Source organism: Nocardioides donggukensis (genome assembly GCF_014842875.1).
In the GTDB taxonomy this organism is placed as follows: Bacteria; Actinomycetota; Actinomycetes; order Propionibacteriales; family Nocardioidaceae; genus Nocardioides; species Nocardioides donggukensis.
In genome coordinates this window covers 743,225-759,153 of record NZ_JACYXZ010000001.1, presented here as the reverse complement: position 1 = coordinate 759,153, position 15,929 = coordinate 743,225, and the positions used below count along the sequence as shown (strand labels likewise).

At 73.3% G+C, this 15,929-nt stretch carries 17 protein-coding genes; 5 read left to right on the top strand and 12 right to left on the bottom strand.

Annotated elements, in window-relative coordinates:
* Positions 1-21: 21 nt before the first annotated feature.
* The 4 genes from IE331_RS03680 to IE331_RS03665 all read right to left on the bottom strand — a co-directional run bounded on the left by IE331_RS03680 (position 22) and on the right by IE331_RS03665 (position 3,954).
* On the bottom strand, positions 22-960 hold the full coding sequence (locus IE331_RS03680; protein WP_192140578.1) for a glycosyltransferase family 2 protein: 939 nt from the start codon (positions 958-960) through the stop codon (positions 22-24).
* Complete coding sequence (locus IE331_RS03675) at positions 957-1,922, bottom strand: glycosyltransferase family 2 protein (RefSeq protein WP_192140577.1); 966 nt, start codon at positions 1,920-1,922, stop codon at positions 957-959. The genes IE331_RS03680 and IE331_RS03675 overlap by 4 nt, the downstream gene beginning before the upstream one ends.
* 20 nt (positions 1,923-1,942) lie before the next feature.
* On the bottom strand, positions 1,943-3,355 hold the full coding sequence (locus IE331_RS03670) for an LCP family protein (RefSeq protein ID WP_192140575.1): 1,413 nt from the start codon (positions 3,353-3,355) through the stop codon (positions 1,943-1,945).
* A gap of 89 nt (positions 3,356-3,444) precedes the next feature.
* Positions 3,445-3,954: an acyl-CoA thioesterase gene (locus IE331_RS03665; RefSeq protein ID WP_192140573.1), complete on the bottom strand. Its 510-nt coding sequence runs from the start codon at positions 3,952-3,954 to the stop codon at positions 3,445-3,447.
* 24 nt (positions 3,955-3,978) lie between these two features.
* On the opposite strand from IE331_RS03665, the gene IE331_RS03660 reads away from it, so the two are divergent.
* Positions 3,979-5,211 carry an LCP family protein gene (locus IE331_RS03660; RefSeq protein WP_192140571.1) on the top strand — a complete coding sequence of 411 codons (1,233 nt, stop codon included), beginning with the start codon at positions 3,979-3,981 and terminating at the stop codon, positions 5,209-5,211.
* A 33-nt stretch (positions 5,212-5,244) separates the two neighbouring features.
* Here the strand turns inward: IE331_RS03660 and paaI are convergent, their stop codons facing one another.
* On the bottom strand, positions 5,245-5,667 hold the full coding sequence (gene paaI, locus IE331_RS03655) for a hydroxyphenylacetyl-CoA thioesterase PaaI (RefSeq protein WP_192140569.1): 423 nt from the start codon (positions 5,665-5,667) through the stop codon (positions 5,245-5,247).
* Between the two features lie 43 nt (positions 5,668-5,710).
* Here paaI and IE331_RS03650 point away from each other — a divergent pair, with 43 nt between their 5' ends.
* Positions 5,711-6,961, top strand: coding sequence for an MFS transporter (locus tag IE331_RS03650; RefSeq protein ID WP_192140567.1), 1,251 nt, complete (start codon positions 5,711-5,713; stop codon positions 6,959-6,961).
* A gap of 20 nt (positions 6,962-6,981) precedes the next feature.
* Here the strand turns inward: IE331_RS03650 and IE331_RS03645 are convergent, their stop codons facing one another.
* A complete protein-coding gene (locus IE331_RS03645) occupies positions 6,982-8,166 on the bottom strand; it encodes an acyl-CoA dehydrogenase family protein (protein WP_192140565.1) in 1,185 nt (394 codons plus the stop codon).
* A gap of 70 nt (positions 8,167-8,236) precedes the next feature.
* Here IE331_RS03645 and IE331_RS03640 point away from each other — a divergent pair, with 70 nt between their 5' ends.
* Complete coding sequence (locus IE331_RS03640; RefSeq protein WP_225579341.1) at positions 8,237-8,662, top strand: CoA-binding protein; 426 nt, start codon at positions 8,237-8,239, stop codon at positions 8,660-8,662.
* 6 nt (positions 8,663-8,668) lie between these two features.
* Here IE331_RS03640 and IE331_RS03635 read toward each other — a convergent pair whose 3' ends face one another.
* From IE331_RS03635 to IE331_RS03610, 6 genes are read right to left on the bottom strand one after another with little or no spacing between them, the layout of a single operon-like run.
* Complete coding sequence (locus IE331_RS03635; RefSeq protein WP_225579507.1) at positions 8,669-9,808, bottom strand: heparan-alpha-glucosaminide N-acetyltransferase domain-containing protein; 1,140 nt, start codon at positions 9,806-9,808, stop codon at positions 8,669-8,671.
* A 32-nt stretch (positions 9,809-9,840) separates the two neighbouring features.
* A complete protein-coding gene (gene purE / locus IE331_RS03630; RefSeq protein WP_192140561.1) occupies positions 9,841-10,374 on the bottom strand; it encodes a 5-(carboxyamino)imidazole ribonucleotide mutase in 534 nt (177 codons plus the stop codon).
* A gap of 3 nt (positions 10,375-10,377) precedes the next feature.
* Positions 10,378-11,547, bottom strand: coding sequence for a 5-(carboxyamino)imidazole ribonucleotide synthase (locus tag IE331_RS03625; RefSeq protein ID WP_192140559.1), 1,170 nt, complete (start codon positions 11,545-11,547; stop codon positions 10,378-10,380).
* A 23-nt stretch (positions 11,548-11,570) separates the two neighbouring features.
* Positions 11,571-12,569 (bottom strand): adenylate/guanylate cyclase domain-containing protein, encoded by a 999-nt coding sequence (locus IE331_RS03620; RefSeq protein WP_192140557.1) that lies wholly within the window; start codon positions 12,567-12,569, stop codon positions 11,571-11,573.
* Positions 12,559-13,074 carry a PH domain-containing protein gene (locus tag IE331_RS03615; protein ID WP_192140555.1) on the bottom strand — a complete coding sequence of 172 codons (516 nt, stop codon included), beginning with the start codon at positions 13,072-13,074 and terminating at the stop codon, positions 12,559-12,561. The genes IE331_RS03620 and IE331_RS03615 overlap by 11 nt, the downstream gene beginning before the upstream one ends.
* 12 nt (positions 13,075-13,086) lie before the next feature.
* Complete coding sequence (locus IE331_RS03610) at positions 13,087-13,872, bottom strand: biotin--[acetyl-CoA-carboxylase] ligase (protein WP_192140553.1); 786 nt, start codon at positions 13,870-13,872, stop codon at positions 13,087-13,089.
* A 115-nt stretch (positions 13,873-13,987) separates the two neighbouring features.
* Between IE331_RS03610 and IE331_RS03605 the strand changes: the two genes are divergently transcribed.
* Complete coding sequence (locus IE331_RS03605) at positions 13,988-15,562, top strand: acyl-CoA carboxylase subunit beta (protein WP_192141684.1); 1,575 nt, start codon at positions 13,988-13,990, stop codon at positions 15,560-15,562.
* A gap of 90 nt (positions 15,563-15,652) precedes the next feature.
* Positions 15,653-15,907, top strand: a complete 255-nt coding sequence (locus IE331_RS03600) for an acyl-CoA carboxylase epsilon subunit (RefSeq protein ID WP_201931001.1) — start codon at positions 15,653-15,655, stop codon at positions 15,905-15,907.
* Positions 15,908-15,929: the final 22 nt, after the last annotated feature.

The window sequence follows — 15,929 nt, the reverse complement described above, 5'->3', positions numbered from 1 at the left end:
GGATCGGCGCGGTGGGACAGTCTACGGTTCACGGCGGGCGGGAGCATGATCCGGTGCGACCGGCCAGGTCGGCGGGTGCCTCAGCCCCCGGGCTGAGCGGAGCGCCCGGACCACGTTGCCGGCCTCGCCGCGACCGCCCCGCAGGGGGCTCAGCAGCACCACCGCGAGGGTGATCAGCCACGGCTTCAGGCGGACCGCGAGGTTCTCGCCGTACCGGAAGTGTACGGCGAACAGGTTCCGGTACATGTAGAAGCCCTTCCACGTGTCCAGCGCGTGCTGCTGGTCGAAGTCGAGCTGCCGGACCAGCACCGCGTCCCGGACGGCGGCGATCGGGAAGCCGGCCCGGCGGGCCCGGATCGCGAGGTCGACGTCGTCGTAGAAGATGAAGTACGCCGGGTCCGGCAGGCCGACCGCGTCGATGACCCGGCGGTGGATCAGGAAGCCCTCGAACGCGACCACGTCCAGCGGGACCAGGTCCGGCATCGCCGACCGGTCGGCGTAGGTCGTCTCCACGCTGGCGGTCTTGGGTCGGATCGCGAGCGGGTTGCGCAGGTCGAAGCGGGTGGCCGACTTCTCGACCAGCCGGCCGGAGAGGTCCTCCCGGACCGCCATCAGGCAGGGGCAGTCGTGGCGCAGCAGCACCTCGAGGCAGTCCGGTGCCGGCACGACGTCGTCGTCCATGAGCCAGATCCGGTCGAAGCCGGCCTCCCATGCCTGCGAGAGGCCGAGGTGGAAGCCGCCGGCGCCGCCGAGGTTCTCCTCGGTCGTGGTGACCCGCAGGGGGAGGTCGGTGCAGGCGTCGAGCACGGCCCGGGTGTGGTCGGAGCTGGCGTTGTCGATGACGAAGACCGCGTCGGGGGTGCGGGTCAGCCCGGCCAGGCCGGCCAGCATCCCGCCGAGCAGGTGGGCGCGGTTGTAGGTCACCACGACCACCGCCACCGACTCGCCCGCCGTCGTCATCCCAGGAACCTCCGGTGCCCGGTGAAGTCCCCGCGCAGGCCGGCCCGGACCGCGGACGCGCTCAGCCGGAGCCGGGCGGCCGAGGGCCGGGTGAGGGTGTAGAACCACAGGGTCTTGAGCAGGAACGCCGCCACGTGCGGCCAGCCGCGGTGGTCACGCAGGTTGACGGTGTTGTTGCGCGCCATGCAGTAGTGCTTGAGGTCCGACGGGGAGTGGTTGTAGGTCGTCCGCCCGAACATCAGCGGCGTGCCGAGGTCGTCGGTCGCCGGGTGCAGGAACCGGCTGCCGACGACGGTGCCGACGCGCGCGCCGTCGCGCTGGGCCCGCCAGAGGTACTCCACGTCGTCGCCCCAGATGAAGAACTCCTCACGGGGCAGGCCGATCCGCTCGGCCAGCGCCCGGGTGACCAGCACGCCGTTGAACGGGATGACGATGTCGGGGACCACTCCCCCGACGGCGGCCGCCTCGACGTCCGCCATCCGGTGCACGACCGAGGAGCCCCCCGGGATCCGGATCGGGAAGCAGAGCCGGGAGGGGTCCTGCTCGGCCAGCACCGCCGGGCCCCAGAAGTCGAACTCGTCCCCGTGCTCGAGCAGCGCGGCCAGGCAGCCGTCCTCGGGCACCCCGTCGTCGTCCATCAGCCAGGCCAGGTCGGCGCCGCGCTCGAGGGCGAGGGCCAGACCGGCGTGGAACCCGCCGGCGCCGCCCCGGTTCTCCGGCAGGGTCACCGCGTGCACCGGGACGCCGGTGCCGTCGGCCGAGGCCAGCAGCTCGCCGGTGCCGTCGGTCGAGGCGTTGTCGACGACCACGACCTCGGCCAGCCCGGGCGTACGCCGGAGCACGGCGAGGAGCCGCTCCAGCAGCGCCCGGCGGTTGAAGGTGACGACCACCGCGACGATCCGCGGGGACGAGCCGTCGGGCCGCTCGGGGCGCTCGGGGGGCTGGGGGTCGGGGGCTGGCACGGCGACCACCCTAGAGGTGCTCAGCAGGCGGCCGCGAGGTCGTCGGAGTCGTTGGCGGCGTACCCGCCGTCCCGGGTGCCGAGCGAGCCTCCGGTCTGGGTGCCGGCCGGCCGCTTCGGCTTGCGCTTGGGTGTCGCCGCGGTCCCCGTCCCCTCGGCCCGGTCGATCGCCTCCTGGACCTTCTCCCGGATCAGGTCGAGGTCCGGGTCGGCGGTGTTGATCGCCGGGGGGACCAGGGAGACCGAGGAGATCCTCTGGCCCTTCGCCTTCAGGGCCAGGTCGAGGAACCGGCCGACCTCCTTGCGGGGCAGGTTGGTGCTGAGCGTCGAGCCGGCCGCGTCGGCCAGGCCGCGGAAGTTGGTCAGCACGGTCTGCGGGCTGACCTGCTCCACGAACGCGTTCATCACGCACTTCTGTCGGGCCATCCGCGAGTAGTCGTCGGAGCCCTCCCGGGCCCGGGCGAACCACAGCGTGTCGTGACCGTTCAGCACCCGGGTGCCGGGCTGGATGTAGTGGAAGTAGTCCTCGTGCGGCAGCCCGACCGGGATCCGGTCCCGGACGGTCAGCTCCAGGCCGCCGACCGCGTCGACCAGGTTCTTGAACCCGGCGAGGTTGACCATCGCCCAGTAGCTCACGTCCAGCCCGGTCACCCCCTCCACGGCCTCGATGGTCGCGTCCACCCCCGGGTTGCGGGACCTGCCGAACAGCTCGCGGTTGTCGATCGCCCAGGTGCTGACCCCGTTGAGGTAGCACCCGTCGCAGTCGAAGCCGTCGGGGAACTGCTCGTCCATCACCGACCCCTCCGCGAACCGGAAGCCCTGCAGGTTGCGCGGGAGCCCGACCAGCACGGTGCGGCCGGTCTCGGCGTCGATGCTGGCCACCGTCATCGAGTCCGGCCGCAGGCCCCACCGGCCGGCGCCGGAGTCGCCCCCGAGCAGCAACACGTTGAACCGGCCGTCGCTGGCGCCGGCGACGACGGTGTCCCCGAAGACCGCCGCGAGCGCCCCGCGCCCGGTGCCGACCAGGTGGGAGGCGAAGAGCAGCGTCCCGGCCACGGTGAAGCAGAGCAGCCCGTTGATCCCGACCACCACCAGCCGGCGCCGGCGGACCAGGGTGAGCGGCTCACCGAGCCGCCAGGCGTCGACGAAGAGGTAGGCCCAGCCCAGGGCCAGCGCCACCAGTGCCCACTGCAGCAGTCCGAGCAGGAGCGGCGCGGACATCACCGCGAAGACGAAGCCGCTCCACACCCAGGCCACCAGCAGCGAGGCCAGGCCGACGGCGAGCAGCCCCGCCCAGATCCGCAGGGCCAGCCGACCGGTCTCGCGGCGCCCCGCGACGAGCTGCGCGGACCCCGGCAGGACGAGCGTCATGACCATGAGGGTGACGGCTCGTCGGAAGCGGATCTTGGCCGCGCGGTCGTGAGCGGGAGGCATCGACGAACCTCTCTGGTGGGGAAGCCAGGTTGTCCGGCCCAGTATCACCAGTCACACGGGCCACAGGCGGAACGGCGCGCCGGGCGCTCTCAGCGCTCGCCGCGCCCGGAGGCGATCTCCTGCTTGCCGGCCAGCCGGTGCGCCCGCCGGATCTCGGCCTCGCGCTCGCGGCGTACCTCGTCGGGCGACTCCGGGCGCAGGCCGGGGATCCGGCGCGGGCGGCCCTCGCCGTCGATGGCCACGAAGACGAAGTACGCCGACGCGACGTGGACCGGCTCGCTGGAGGCGTCGGTCCACGGCTCGGCCTCGACCCGGACCCCGATCTCCATCGAGGACCGGCCGGCCCAGTTCACCTGCGCGGAGGTCCGGACGATGTCACCCACGTGCACCGGTGCCAGGAACGCCATCTCGTCGAGGGCCGCGGTGACCGCGGGACCACCGCTGTGCCGCTGGGCCACGGCACCGGCCGTGGAGTCGGCCAGCTTCATGATCTCGCCGCCGTGGACGTTGCCGAGCAGGTTGGCCTCACGCGCGTGCATGATCATCGAGAGCGCGACCCGCCCGTGGCTCGGTGGCAGTACGGAGCGGTCCTCTGTCATGTCCGGCACGGTAGCGTTCGCGCCATGGCAGACCGCGGACAGGGACCCGAGCCGGGCACTCCGGAGTACGACTGGCTCTACGGGAAGCGTGGTCCGGCTGCCGACGACGCCACCCAGATGATCCGCCCCGACGCCGGTCAGGGCTCGGGGCAGGGCTCCGGCTCCCCCGACTCGACCCGGGTGATGCCGGCGACCCGACCAGCCCCGCACCAGCCGCCGCACCAGCCCCCTCCGGCGACCCGCACCAGCGGCTCGGGGGGTGGCTCGCGGCCGCCGCGCCGCTTCGGCCGACGCCCGCGGTTCCGTCCGTTCCGCTGGCTCGGGCTGCTCCTGCTGCTGTGGCTGATCTTCCTGGTCGCGGTGCCGATCTTCGCGTTCAGCCAGATCTCCACCGTGGAGGCCTTCCCCGACGCCGAACGCCCCGACGAGCAGGACGGGACGACCTACCTCGTGGTCGGCTCGGACTCCCGCGAGGACCTCTCCGAGGAGCAGCGCAAGGAGCTCGGGACCGGCGGGGCGTCCGGGCAGCGCACCGACACGATCATGCTGCTGCACGTGGGCTCCGGGCCGAACCTGCTGATGTCGATCCCCCGGGACTCGATCGTCGACATCCCCGGCAACGGCACGCAGAAGGTCAACGCCGCCTACGCGTTCGGCGGCCCGAAGCTGCTGGTCCGCACGATCGAGCAGAACACCGGCATCCGGGTCGACCACTACGTGGAGATCGGCTTCGGCGGCTTCGTCGACGTGGTCGACGCCGTCGGTGGGATCGAGATCTGCCCCGAGAAGAAGATGGTCGACAAGCAGGCCAACCTCGACGTGGCCAAGGGCTGCCAGGAGGCGGACGGCGTCACCGCGCTCGGCTACGCCCGGTCCCGCAAGACCGACGCCCAGTACGGCGACATCACCCGGGCCCGGCACCAGCGCGAGGTGGTCTCCGAGATCGGCCGCAAGGCGGTCTCGCCGTGGACGGTGATCAACCCGTTCCGCTACTGGTCGGTGAACATGGCCGGCGCCCGCACCGTGGACGTCAGCGAGGGCACCGGCCCGATCGCGCTGGGCCGCTTCGCGTGGGCGATGACCCGGGCCAACGGCGAGAACGGCCTGACCTGCGGCGTCCCGATCCGCGACCTCGCGGTGAACTGGGACGAGGAGCGCTCGCAGCAGATGTTCGAGCGGATCATCGACGACGACACCGACGGCATCGGCAAGGACCTCTGCACGCCGACCGGGCTGTCCAAGTCGGTCACCGGCTGACGCCTCGACGCGGGGTGGCCGGCCACCCGCCGGTCAGTAGAGCGAGCCGCGCAGCTCCTTGCTGCGGCCGGTGAACTCGGCGACCACCACCTCGCCGCAGCGGACGACCACCTCGTAGAGGCCGTCGCGACCCTCCCGGCTGCGCTCGGTCGCCGTGGCGACCAGCACGTCCCCGACCCGGGTCGGGGCGAGGAACCTGACCTCGGCGCCCGCCGCCACGGTGACCCGGTTGTAGGAGTTGCAGGCGAACGCGAACGCCGAGTCGGCGAGCGTGAAGGTCAGCCCCCCGTGGCCGATATCGTGGCCGTTGGCCATGTCCTCGCGGACGGTCATCCGCAGCGTGGCGGTCCCGGGTCCCACGTCGTCGATGCTCATGCCAAGGGCCTGGCTGGCCTGGTCGCCGGCCCACATGGCCGCGGCGGACGCCTGGGCGATCTCCTGGGCGGTCTGGGTCATGGCGGCAGGCTAGCGTCCACCGGCGGTGCGCGAGGATCGGCGCATGACCGCGCGAGCGCACCGGACCCCGGAGGAGGCGGCCGTGTGGTCGCCGTGGCGGGCGGTGACCGCCTTCGGTCTGGTCAGCCTGTCCGCGGACATGGTCTACGAGGGCATGCGCTCGGTGGCCGGGCCGTTCCTCGGCACCCTCGGCGCCTCCGCCCTGACCGTCGGGCTGGTCACCGGGGCCGGCGAGGCGACCGCGCTGGTCCTCCGGCTGGTGTCCGGGCCGATGGCCGACCGCACCGGCCGGCACTGGGCGCTGACCTACCTCGGCTACGCGATGACGGCCGTCTGCGTGCCGCTGCTGGCGGTGGCCCCCTTCGTCGGGGCGGCCGGCCTCGCGCTGGCCTCGGCCCTGATCGTGGTCGAGCGGGCCGGCAAGGCGATCCGCAGCCCCTCCAAGTCGGCCCTGCTCGCGGTGGTCGCCCGGAGCGTCGGACGGGGTCGCGGCTTCGCCGTGCACAAGGCCCTCGACCAGGTCGGGGCGTTCGCCGGTCCCCTGCTGGTGGCGGGGGTCGTGGCCCTCACCGGAGTGGTGTGGCCCGCCTTCGCCCTGCTGGCCGTCCCCGGGGTGCTCGCACTCGCGCTGCTGGCCCGGCTCCGGCGCCGGTTCCCGGGGCCGGCGCCTGGGACGGCGACTGGGACGGCGACTGGGACGGCGACCGGGGCCGAGCCGACGTCCGGCGCCGATCCGACCACGGCGTTCCGGCTTCCCGGCCGCTTCTACGCCTTCGCCCTGTCGTGCGCGCTCGGCACGCTCGGGCTGATGACCTTCGGCGTGATCTCGTTCCACCTGGTCGACGCCGGGCTGGTGGCGCTGGCGGTCGTGCCGCTCGTGTACGCCGCGGCCATGGCCGCCGAGGCGGTCGCGGCCCTGGCGACCGGCTTCGCCTACGACCGGTGGAGCGCCCGGGTGCTCTACGCCCTGCCCCTGCTGATCGCGACCGTCCCGGCGCTCTCGCTCTCCGGCAGCCTGGCCGTGGCGGTTGCCGGGGTGCTGGTCTGGGGTGCCGCGACCGGGGTGCAGGACTCGACGGTCAAGGCGCTGGTGGCCGACCTGGTGCCGCAGGGCCGGCTGGCGACGGCGTACGGCGTGTTCGCGGCGTTCCAGGGCGTCGCGGCCCTGCTCGGCGGCGGCGTCGCGGGGGCGCTGTACGACGACCACCGGACCGCGCTGGTCGTGGGGGTCGCGGTGCTGCAGCTGCCGTCACTGCTGATGCTGCGCGGCGCGCTGCGGACGACCCGCGCCTGACCTCACCGGGGGCGAGCCGCTCAGAGCTCGGACTGCACCCCGGCCAGCAGCTGGCGGGCCATCACGATCCGCTGCACCTGGTTGGTGCCCTCGTAGATCTGGGTGATCTTGGCGTCGCGCATCATCCGCTCGACCGGGTAGTCGTGGGTGTAGCCGTAGCCGCCGAGCACCTGCACCGCGTTCGTCGTGACCTCCATCGCGACGTCGGAGGCGAAGCACTTGGCCGCCGCGCCGAAGAAGGTCAGGTCCGGGTCCTGCCGCTCCGAGCGCCCGGCCGCGGCGTAGGTGAGCTGCCGGGCGGCCTCGACCTTCATGCCCATGTCGGCGAGCAGGAACTGCAGACCCTGGAAGTCGGCGATCGGCGTGCCGAACTGCTGGCGCTCCTTCGCGTAGCCGAGGGCGTAGTCCAGCGCCCCCTGTGCGACGCCGACGGCCTGGGCGGCGATCGTGACCCGGGTGTGGTCGAGGGTCCGCATCGCGGTCTCGAAGCCGGTGCCCTCCTCGCCGATCATCCGGTCCGCGGGGATCCGCACGTTGTCGAAGTAGACCTCGCGGGTCGGCGAGCCCTTGATCCCGAGCTTCTTCTCGGGGGCGCCGAACGAGACCCCCTCGTCGGACTTCTCGACGACGAAGGCCGAGATCCCCTTCGCCCGCGCGTCGGGGTCGGTCACGGCCATGACCGTGTAGAACTCCGAGACGCCGGCGTTGGTGATCCAGCGCTTCACCCCGTTCAGCACCCAGTGGTCGCCCTCGCGCACCGCCTTGGTCTTCATCGAGACGGCGTCGGAGCCGGCCTCGGGCTCGGAGAGGCAGTAGGAGAACCCGCCCTCACCGGCGGCCAGCCTGCCGAGGTAGGTCTTCTTCAGCTCCTCCGACCCGGCGATCTGGACCGGCAGCGAGCCGAGCTTGTTCACGGCCGGGATCAGCGAGGACGACACGCAGGCGCGGGCCACCTCCTCGATCACCAGCACGGTGGCCAGTGCGTCCGCCCCCGCGCCGCCGTACTCCTCGGGCACGTGCGGGGCGTGGAAGTCCGCCGCCTGGAGCGCCGCGGCCGCCTCCTCGGGGTAGCGCGCCTGCTCGTCGACGTCCCCGGCGTGGGGGGCGACCTTCGCGTCGCAGACGGCCCGGACGGCCTCGCGGATCGCCTGGTGCTCCTCGGACAGGGCAAACATCTGGGCATACATCGGGTGCTCGTCAGCCATGCCCCCATCCTACCGTCGGGTAATCGATCGCTAACCGGGGTCTCACGCCTCCCGGGCTACCGTCGTGGGGATGAGCCAGCCGAACAGCCAGTGGCAGGACCGGGAGCACGTCGACCACATGCTCGACGAGGCGAAGACCTGGGCGGTGGTCGGCCTGTCCGGCCGGCCGGACCGCACGGCGTACCGGATCGCGAGCCTGCTCCAGGACCGCGGCAAGCGGATCGTCCCGGTGCACCCCGACGCGCCGGTCGTGCTCGGCGAGCAGGGCTACGCCCGGCTGGCCGACATCCCGTTCCCGGTCGACGTGGTCGACGTCTTCCGCCGCTCGGACCTGGCGGGGGAGTTCGCCGACGCGGCCGTCGAGATCGGTGCCGGAGGCGTGTGGTTCCAGCTCGGCGTGGTCGACCAGGAGGCGTTCAAGCGGACCACCGCGGCCGGGGTGCCGATGGTGATGGACACCTGCCCGGCCATCGAGTGGGGCAAGCGCGGGGGCTGACCGCGGTCAGCGGCGCGGCGACAGCCCCGACACCGCCGCCCCGGCCAGTCCGCCGACCACCCGCTCCAGCGGGCCCCGCTGGCGCCAGGCGGCGAACCAGGCGCCGATCCCGAGCAGCACCACCGCGTGCAGCCAGAACGCGCCCGGCTGCTCGCGGGGCCAGACCTCCGGGGTCCGCATCAGCACGTGCAGGGAGTACAGCGACAGGGTCATCGTGCCCGCCCCGAACAGCACGGCGACGGCCCGCTCGGCGACCGCCGGCAGGGACCCGACCACCAGCAGGCACAGGCCGACCACGAGCAGCGCGCTGCCGATGGTCTGGGCGATGTCGAACGGCGTGCCGCTGTGCGGCGCGACCACGAGCAGCCACTGCCAGGCACCCCCCGTGGGCGTGGTGCCGGCCAGGCCGGTCGAGATCCGGTCGAGCAGCTCGGGCCCGGTTCCGGCCGACGGCGGCTCGGCGAGGAGCGCCTGGGTCACGTCGGCTCGCCGGGTCAGCGCGTGCGAGACCACCGTCGCCGCGACTGCCACGGCGCCGCCGCCGACCGCCAGGGCCGCCTGCAGCCGACGGCGGGACAGGTCCATCCGCCCCAGTGCCATGCCCGCGAGCAGGTAGGCCAGCCACGGCACCACCGGGTAGTAGCCGGTGAACGCGAGCTCGCTGACGAGCCGGCCGGGCTCGGCGAGCTGCTCGAGCTGCGGGCTCGAGAAGCCGCGCTCCGGGAGCTCGGGACGCACCAGGTGCGAGAGGACCGGGGTGACGACCGTCCACACCGCCGCCAGTCCCAGCAGTGCCCGGGCGCCCAGCCCGACGAACGGCAGCCCCAGAAGGAAGAGCAGCCCGTAGTAGGTGAGGATCACCGCCAGCCCGGACTCCGCCTCGGCCAGCAGCAGGCCGACGGCCGCGATCAGCAGGGCCCGGACCACGAGGCCGGCCGACGCCGCCACCCGCTCCCGCCCGCGGGGCGGCGTCCGGCGCCCGGTCGCCAGGGCCAGCGTGACCCCGGCGAGCACGGCGAACAGGGCCGAGGCCCGGCCGCCGGCGAGGGCCTGACCGAGGGCGAGCTCCCCGGTCAGCGGGTCCCGCTGGTCCAGCAGGTGGGTGCCGACCATGCCGAGCAGGGCCACGCAGCGCGCGACGTCCAGTCCGACGAGGCGCGGGCCGTGCGACCGGCCGCTCAGAACCCCAGCCTGCGCGGTCCGGCGGCGGCGTCGCGCACCACCCGGCCCTTGTCCTGGGCCGTGTCGCGGAGGGTGGCCTGGAAGTCCACCATCCGCCGCTGCAGGTCGGGGTCGGCGGCCGCCAGGATCCGGACCGCCAGCAGACCGGCGTTGCGGGCGTTGCCGATGGCGACGGTGGCGACCGGGACCCCGGCCGGCATCTGCACGATCGAGAGCAGGGAGTCGAGCCCGTCCAGCCGGGCCAGCGGCACCGGCACCCCGATCACCGGCAGCGGGGTGACCGCGGCGAGCATGCCCGGGAGGTGGGCGGCGCCCCCGGCGCCGGCGATCAGCACCCGCAGCCCGCGACCGGCGGCCTCGCGGCCGTAGGCCAGCATCTCGTCGGGCATCCGGTGCGCGGAGACCACGTCGGCCTCCCACCCGACGCCGAACTCCTCCAGCGCCTCGCCGGCGGCCTGCATCACCGGCCAGTCCGAGTCCGACCCCATGACCACACCGACCCGCGCGGCACCGGTCTCGAGTTCCGTCATTCCTCACTCACTTTCGTCGCCGAGGTCGCCACGGAACCACGCCGCCGCGTGACGGGCCCGCTCCAGGCAGTCGTCTAGGTCCTCACCGTAGGCGTTCACGTGCCCCACCTTGCGTCCCGGGCGCAACGCCTTGCCGTACAGGTGCACCCGCAGGTGCGGGTCCCGGGCGAGAGCGTGCGGGTAGCCGTCGTAGAGCCGGCCGGTGTCCTCGGGCCCCCCGAGGATGTTCACCATCACCGTCCACGGCGCGCGCGGGGCCGGGGAGCCGAGCGGCAGGTCGAGCACGGCCCGGAGGTGGTTCTCGAACTGGCTGGTCACCGCCCCGTCCTGCGTCCAGTGGCCGGTGTTGTGCGGGCGCATCGCGAGCTCGTTGACCAGCACCCGGCCGTCGGTGGTCTCGAAGAGCTCCACGGCGAGGATCCCGGTCACGTCGAGCTCGCCGGCGATCGTCAGGGCGACGTGCTGCGCGGTCGCCGCGAGCGCGGGGTCGAGGTCGGGCGCGGGGGCGACGACCTCACGGCAGACGCCGTCGACCTGGGTGGAGGCGACGACCGGGTACGCCGCGGCCTGGCCGCTGGGGGAACGGGCCACCAGCGCGGAGAGCTCGCGGCGGAAGTCCACGAGCTCCTCGGCGAGGATCGCCACGCCGGTCCGCTCGGCGGCCGAGAACGCGTCGGCGCAGTCCGCGGCCGCCCGGACCACCCAGACGCCCTTGCCGTCGTAGCCGCCCCGGGTGGTCTTGAGCACCGCGGGGAAGCCGAACGCCTCGACGTCGGCGATCGAGGCGACCACCGCGTGCCGGGGGCAGGGCATCCCGAGCGCCGACAGCCGCTCCCGCATGACGGCCTTGTCCTGGGCGTGCACCAGGGCCTCGGGCCCGGGCCGGACGGCGAGCCCGTCGGACTCGAGCGCGTGCAGGTGGCCGGTCGGGACGTGCTCGTGGTCGAAGGTCACCACGCCGCAGCCGCGGACCACGTCCCGCAGGACGTCGAGGTCGCGGTAGTCGCCGACCACGTGGTCGCCGATCACCTGGGCGGCGGAGACCCCCTCGGCCTCGGCGAGCAGTCGCAGCGGCACGCCGAGGGCGACGGCCGGCTGCGCCATCATCCTGGCCAGCTGGCCGCCGCCGATCACGGCGACGGTCGGGGCCGCGGGGCTGGTCTGGGCGGGCACGGTCGGTGAGCCTACTGCCCGGGTCACCGGCGGCGTACGGCGATGGGCTCGACCAGGCCGAAGCCGCGGACCGGGCGGGCCGGCAGCCGACGGGTCTCGAACTCCTCCTCCGGCAGGAGCGCCGCGGTCGTCTCGTCGATGATCACCCGGTTGCGGCGGGCGACCGCCGTGAGCCGCGAGGCCAGGTTGACCGGCGGGCCGAAGACGTCACCGAGCCGCAGCACCACTCCCCCGCTGGCCAGACCGAGCCGGATGTCCGGCATCCGCGGGTCCCGCCCGATCACGGTGATGATGCCCTCGGCGATCACCAGGGCCCTCGCCGCGTCGTCGACGACGAACAGGACCGAGTCGCCGAGGCTCTTGATGATCCGGCCGCCCTGGGCGGCGACGACGTCGGAGCAGCGGGACTCGAAGAGCTCGACCAGGTCGCCGACCCGCTCCTCCCCGATGTCGTTGGACAGCGCCGTGAACTGCACGATGTCGGCGAAGCCGACCGTGACCTCGTGGGTCTTGAGCTCCTCGTCGTCGGAGCCGAGGGCCTCGACCCGGGCGACCGACGCGGCCAGGTGCCGGCGCCACGCGTAGACCAGCAGCGCCTCGAAGGGACCGTTGACGGACTCGACCATCCTCAGCGCGGCGCCGAGCCGGCTGCCGCCGCTCCCGGGCCGGGTCGCCATCTCCTCCAGCATCGGGACCAGCGTCGCGACCTCCCAGTCCGCGAGTCGGGCCATGGTCTGCCCGACCGCGCGGGTCAGGTTCAGCGCGGTGTCGAAGTCCAGCACCCCGCCGTCGATGGCCGTACGCAGCGTGGCCAGGGCCCCGGCGTCGCCCTGGGTGAAGGCCACCTCGTCGCCGGGGTGCTCGGGGAAGCCCAGGGCGCGCCACAGCCGCCGCGACTGCTCGAGCATCTCGCCCTGCCCCGCGACCTCGGAGGCGGTGTAGACCGGCTCCTCGTGCAGGATCGCCCGCTCGAGGTCGGCGCGGGTGAGCGGGCGCCGCTCGCCCGGGTCCTCAGGTGCCATCGTCGGACTGCGTGCCCTCGGAGATCCGGTGCAGCTCCTCGGCCACCAGCAGCTGGACGTGCTCGACCCGCGGGATGTCGTGCAGCTCGACCCGGCCGAGCTCGCTGGCGTCGGAGACGACCAGGGTGCCGCAGCCGAAGATCCGGTCGATCACGCCGATCTCGAAGTCGACACCACTGATCCTGTTCAACGGGATGGTCCGCCCGGTCTTGGCGATCAGGCCGGCCCGCTTCATGAACCGCCGGTTGGTGAACGTGTAGGTCGTCGTCACCCACAGCACGAACGGGCGGAGCGCCCACCACACGATCAGCACCGCGGCGACCGCCCAGGCGCCGACGTGCAGCACGGTGCCGGCGGGGCCGTCGCCGCCCATGCCCTGGAGGAAGGTCGCCGCGGCCAGCGACAGGAGCAGCACCATGAGCGGGACGAACATCACCTTCGGGTGGGTGCGCGTCGAGACCACGACGTGCTCGCCGTCGTTCAGGAGGTTGCGGGAGATGGCCACCCCCCGATCATGTCAAAGATCCGCGGCGCGCACGTGGACGACGTCGCCGGCCCGCACCGCCTCCCGGCCGGTCGGGCCCTCCACCACGAGGCCCCCGTCGGCGTCGACGTCGACGGCCCGCCCGGTCAGCGTCCCCCCGCCGGGCAGCTCGACCCGGACCGCGCTCCCGACGGTCCGGCAGACGTCCGCGTAGGCCCGGCGCAGGTCCGCGGGCCGGGTCAGCAGGGGTCGGTGCTCGGTGAGGGACCCCACCAGCGCCGCGAGCAGCTCCGTCCGGTCCGGTGCGCCCCCGGCCCCGCCCAGCTCGAGGGCGAGCGAGGTGGCCTCCGGCACGGGCAGCTCGTCCCGGGTCTGGGCGACGTTGAGCCCGACGCCGACCACGGCGGCCGGACCGGTCGGCGTCTCGACCCGCTCGAGCAGGATGCCGGCCAGCTTCCGGCTCTCGACGAGCACGTCGTTGGGCCACTTCAGGCCGAGTCCGGGGAGCCGGGGGGCCAGCACCGTGTGGACGGCGTACCCGGTCCAGAGGGGGATCCACGGCCATCGGGCCGCGGGCAGGTCGGGGCGCAGCAGCATCGAGAACGTCAGCGCCGTGCCGGCCGGGGCCTGCCAGGTCCGGTCCAGCCGGCCCCTGCCCGCCGTCTGGTGCTCGGCCACCACGACCAGGCCGTCCGGCCCGCCGGCACGGGCCCGCTCGGCCACCACGGCGTTGGTCGAGGCGACCTCCCCCTCCACCTCCACGGAGGCGGGCAGGCGGGAGCCGTCGAGGGGTGGGCGCGGGTCGGGGCCGGTGCTCATGGGCACTACATTGGCCGACAGCACACCGAGGAGGCCAGATCACGTGACCCCAGCAGATCCTGACACCGCGGCCGCGCCGGGCGAGGGCACCGACGTCCCCCCGGCCGACGCGGGCATCGACATCCACTCGACCGCCGGCAAGCTGGCCGACCTGGACCGGCGCCTCGACGAGGCGGTGCACGCCGGCTCCGCGAAGGCGGTCGAGAAGCAGCACGCCAAGGGGCGCCGGACGGCCCGGGAGCGGATCGAGATGCTCTTCGACGAGGGCTCGTTCGTCGAGCTCGACGAGCTGGCCCGGCACCGGTCGGTGGCGTTCGGCCTGGAGAAGCGGCGTCCGTACGGCGACGGCGTGGTCACCGGCTACGGCACCATCGACGGCCGGCAGGTCTGCGTGTTCTCCCAGGACTTCACGGTCTTCGGCGGGTCCCTCGGCGAGGTCTACGGCGAGAAGATCACCAAGGTGATGGACCTGGCGATCAAGACCGGCTGCCCGATCATCGGCATCAACGAGGGCGCCGGTGCCCGGATCCAGGAGGGCGTGGTCTCGCTCGGCCTGTACGGCGAGATCTTCCGTCGCAACGTCCACGCCAGCGGCGTGATCCCGCAGATCAGCCTGATCATGGGCTCCTGCGCCGGCGGCCACGTCTACTCCCCCGCGGTCACCGACTTCACGATCATGGTCGACGGCACGTCGAACATGTTCATCACCGGGCCCGACGTCATCAAGACCGTCACCGGCGAGGACGTCACGATGGAGGAGCTCGGCGGCGCCCGGACCCACAACACCAGGTCCGGCAACGCGCACTACATGGGGTCCGACGAGGAGGACGCCATCGAGTACGTCAAGTCGCTGCTGTCCTACCTGCCGCAGAACAACCTCGACGAGCCGCCGGCGTACGACGAGCCCGCGGACACCGCGTTCTCCGACCTGGACCGGTCGCTGGACACGCTGATCCCGGACTCGCCGAACCAGCCCTACGACATGCACACGGTGATCGAGGCGGTGCTCGACGACGAGGAGTTCCTCGAGGTCCAGCCGCTGTTCGCGCCGAACATCCTGATCGGCTACGGCCGGGTCGAGGGCAGGCCGGTGGGCGTGGTCGCCAACCAGCCGATGCAGTTCGCCGGCACGCTCGACATCGACGCCTCGGAGAAGGCGGCCCGCTTCGTGCGGACCTGCGACGCCTTCAACATCCCGGTCCTCACCTTCGTCGACGTCCCCGGCTTCCTGCCAGGCACCGACCAGGAGTTCAACGGGATCATCCGGCGCGGCGCGAAGCTCATCTACGCCTACGCGGAGGCGACCGTGCCGCTGGTCACGATCATCACCCGCAAGGCCTACGGCGGCGCCTACGACGTCATGGGCTCCAAGCACCTCGGCGCCGACATCAACGTCGCCTGGCCGACCGCCCAGATCGCGGTGATGGGCGCCCAGGGCGCGGTGAACATCCTCTACCGCAAGGAGATCGCGGAGGCCGAGGAGGCCGGCAACGTCGACGAGCGGCGGGCCGAGCTGATCACGGAGTACGAGGACACGCTGGCCAACCCCTACGTCGCCGCCGAGCGTGGCTACATCGACGCGGTGATCAGCCCGCACGAGACGCGGGTGGAGATCGTCCGGTCGCTGCGGCTGCTGCGCTCGAAGCGGGAGGCGCTGCCGCCCAAGAAGCACGGGAACATCCCGCTGTGAGGCGGGCCCGGAGGGTCCCCGAGCAGCGGGATGCGGAGTCGACCCGTCGCCCGTGTCCGGAGGAGCGAAGCGGAGGAGGAGACAGGCGACGTGTCGACGACAGGTGAGACCGACCCGCAGGGGTCGCAGAAGGCCGGCGAAGACGAACCGGTGCTGAGGATCATCACCGAGCACACCACCCCCGAGGAGGTCGCCGCCCTGGTCGCGGTGCTGGCCGCGATGGGTGGCCCGGAGCAGGCGGCACCCCCGCGCCGTACGCCCGAGTGGCAGGCGCCCCACCGCGCGGTGCGACGCGCGCTGCCGCAGGGTCCGGGAGGCTGGCGCTCCAGCGGCCTCCCGCGCTGACCCCCGGTGAGGCATGCTGTCC

Bases quoted from the DNA above. Each gene is read 5' to 3' on its own strand.
- IE331_RS03670 (WP_192140575.1), bottom strand. From the start codon at position 3,355: ATGCCTCCCGCTCACGACCGCGCGGCCAAGATCCGCTTCCGACGAGCC.
- IE331_RS03640 (WP_225579341.1), top strand. From the start codon at position 8,237: ATGAGCCAGCCGAACAGCCAGTGGCAGGACCGGGAGCACGTCGACCAC.
- IE331_RS03660 (WP_192140571.1), top strand. From the start codon at position 3,979: ATGGCAGACCGCGGACAGGGACCCGAGCCGGGCACTCCGGAGTACGAC.
- IE331_RS03610 (WP_192140553.1), bottom strand. From the start codon at position 13,872: ATGAGCACCGGCCCCGACCCGCGCCCACCCCTCGACGGCTCCCGCCTG.
- IE331_RS03680 (WP_192140578.1), bottom strand. From the start codon at position 960: ATGACGACGGCGGGCGAGTCGGTGGCGGTGGTCGTGGTGACCTACAAC.
- IE331_RS03665 (WP_192140573.1), bottom strand. From the start codon at position 3,954: ATGACAGAGGACCGCTCCGTACTGCCACCGAGCCACGGGCGGGTCGCG.
- IE331_RS03650 (WP_192140567.1), top strand. From the start codon at position 5,711: ATGACCGCGCGAGCGCACCGGACCCCGGAGGAGGCGGCCGTGTGGTCG.
- IE331_RS03620 (WP_192140557.1), bottom strand. From the start codon at position 12,569: ATGGCACCTGAGGACCCGGGCGAGCGGCGCCCGCTCACCCGCGCCGAC.
- paaI (WP_192140569.1), bottom strand. From the start codon at position 5,667: ATGACCCAGACCGCCCAGGAGATCGCCCAGGCGTCCGCCGCGGCCATG.
- purE (WP_192140561.1), bottom strand. From the start codon at position 10,374: ATGACGGAACTCGAGACCGGTGCCGCGCGGGTCGGTGTGGTCATGGGG.
- IE331_RS03645 (WP_192140565.1), bottom strand. From the start codon at position 8,166: ATGGCTGACGAGCACCCGATGTATGCCCAGATGTTTGCCCTGTCCGAG.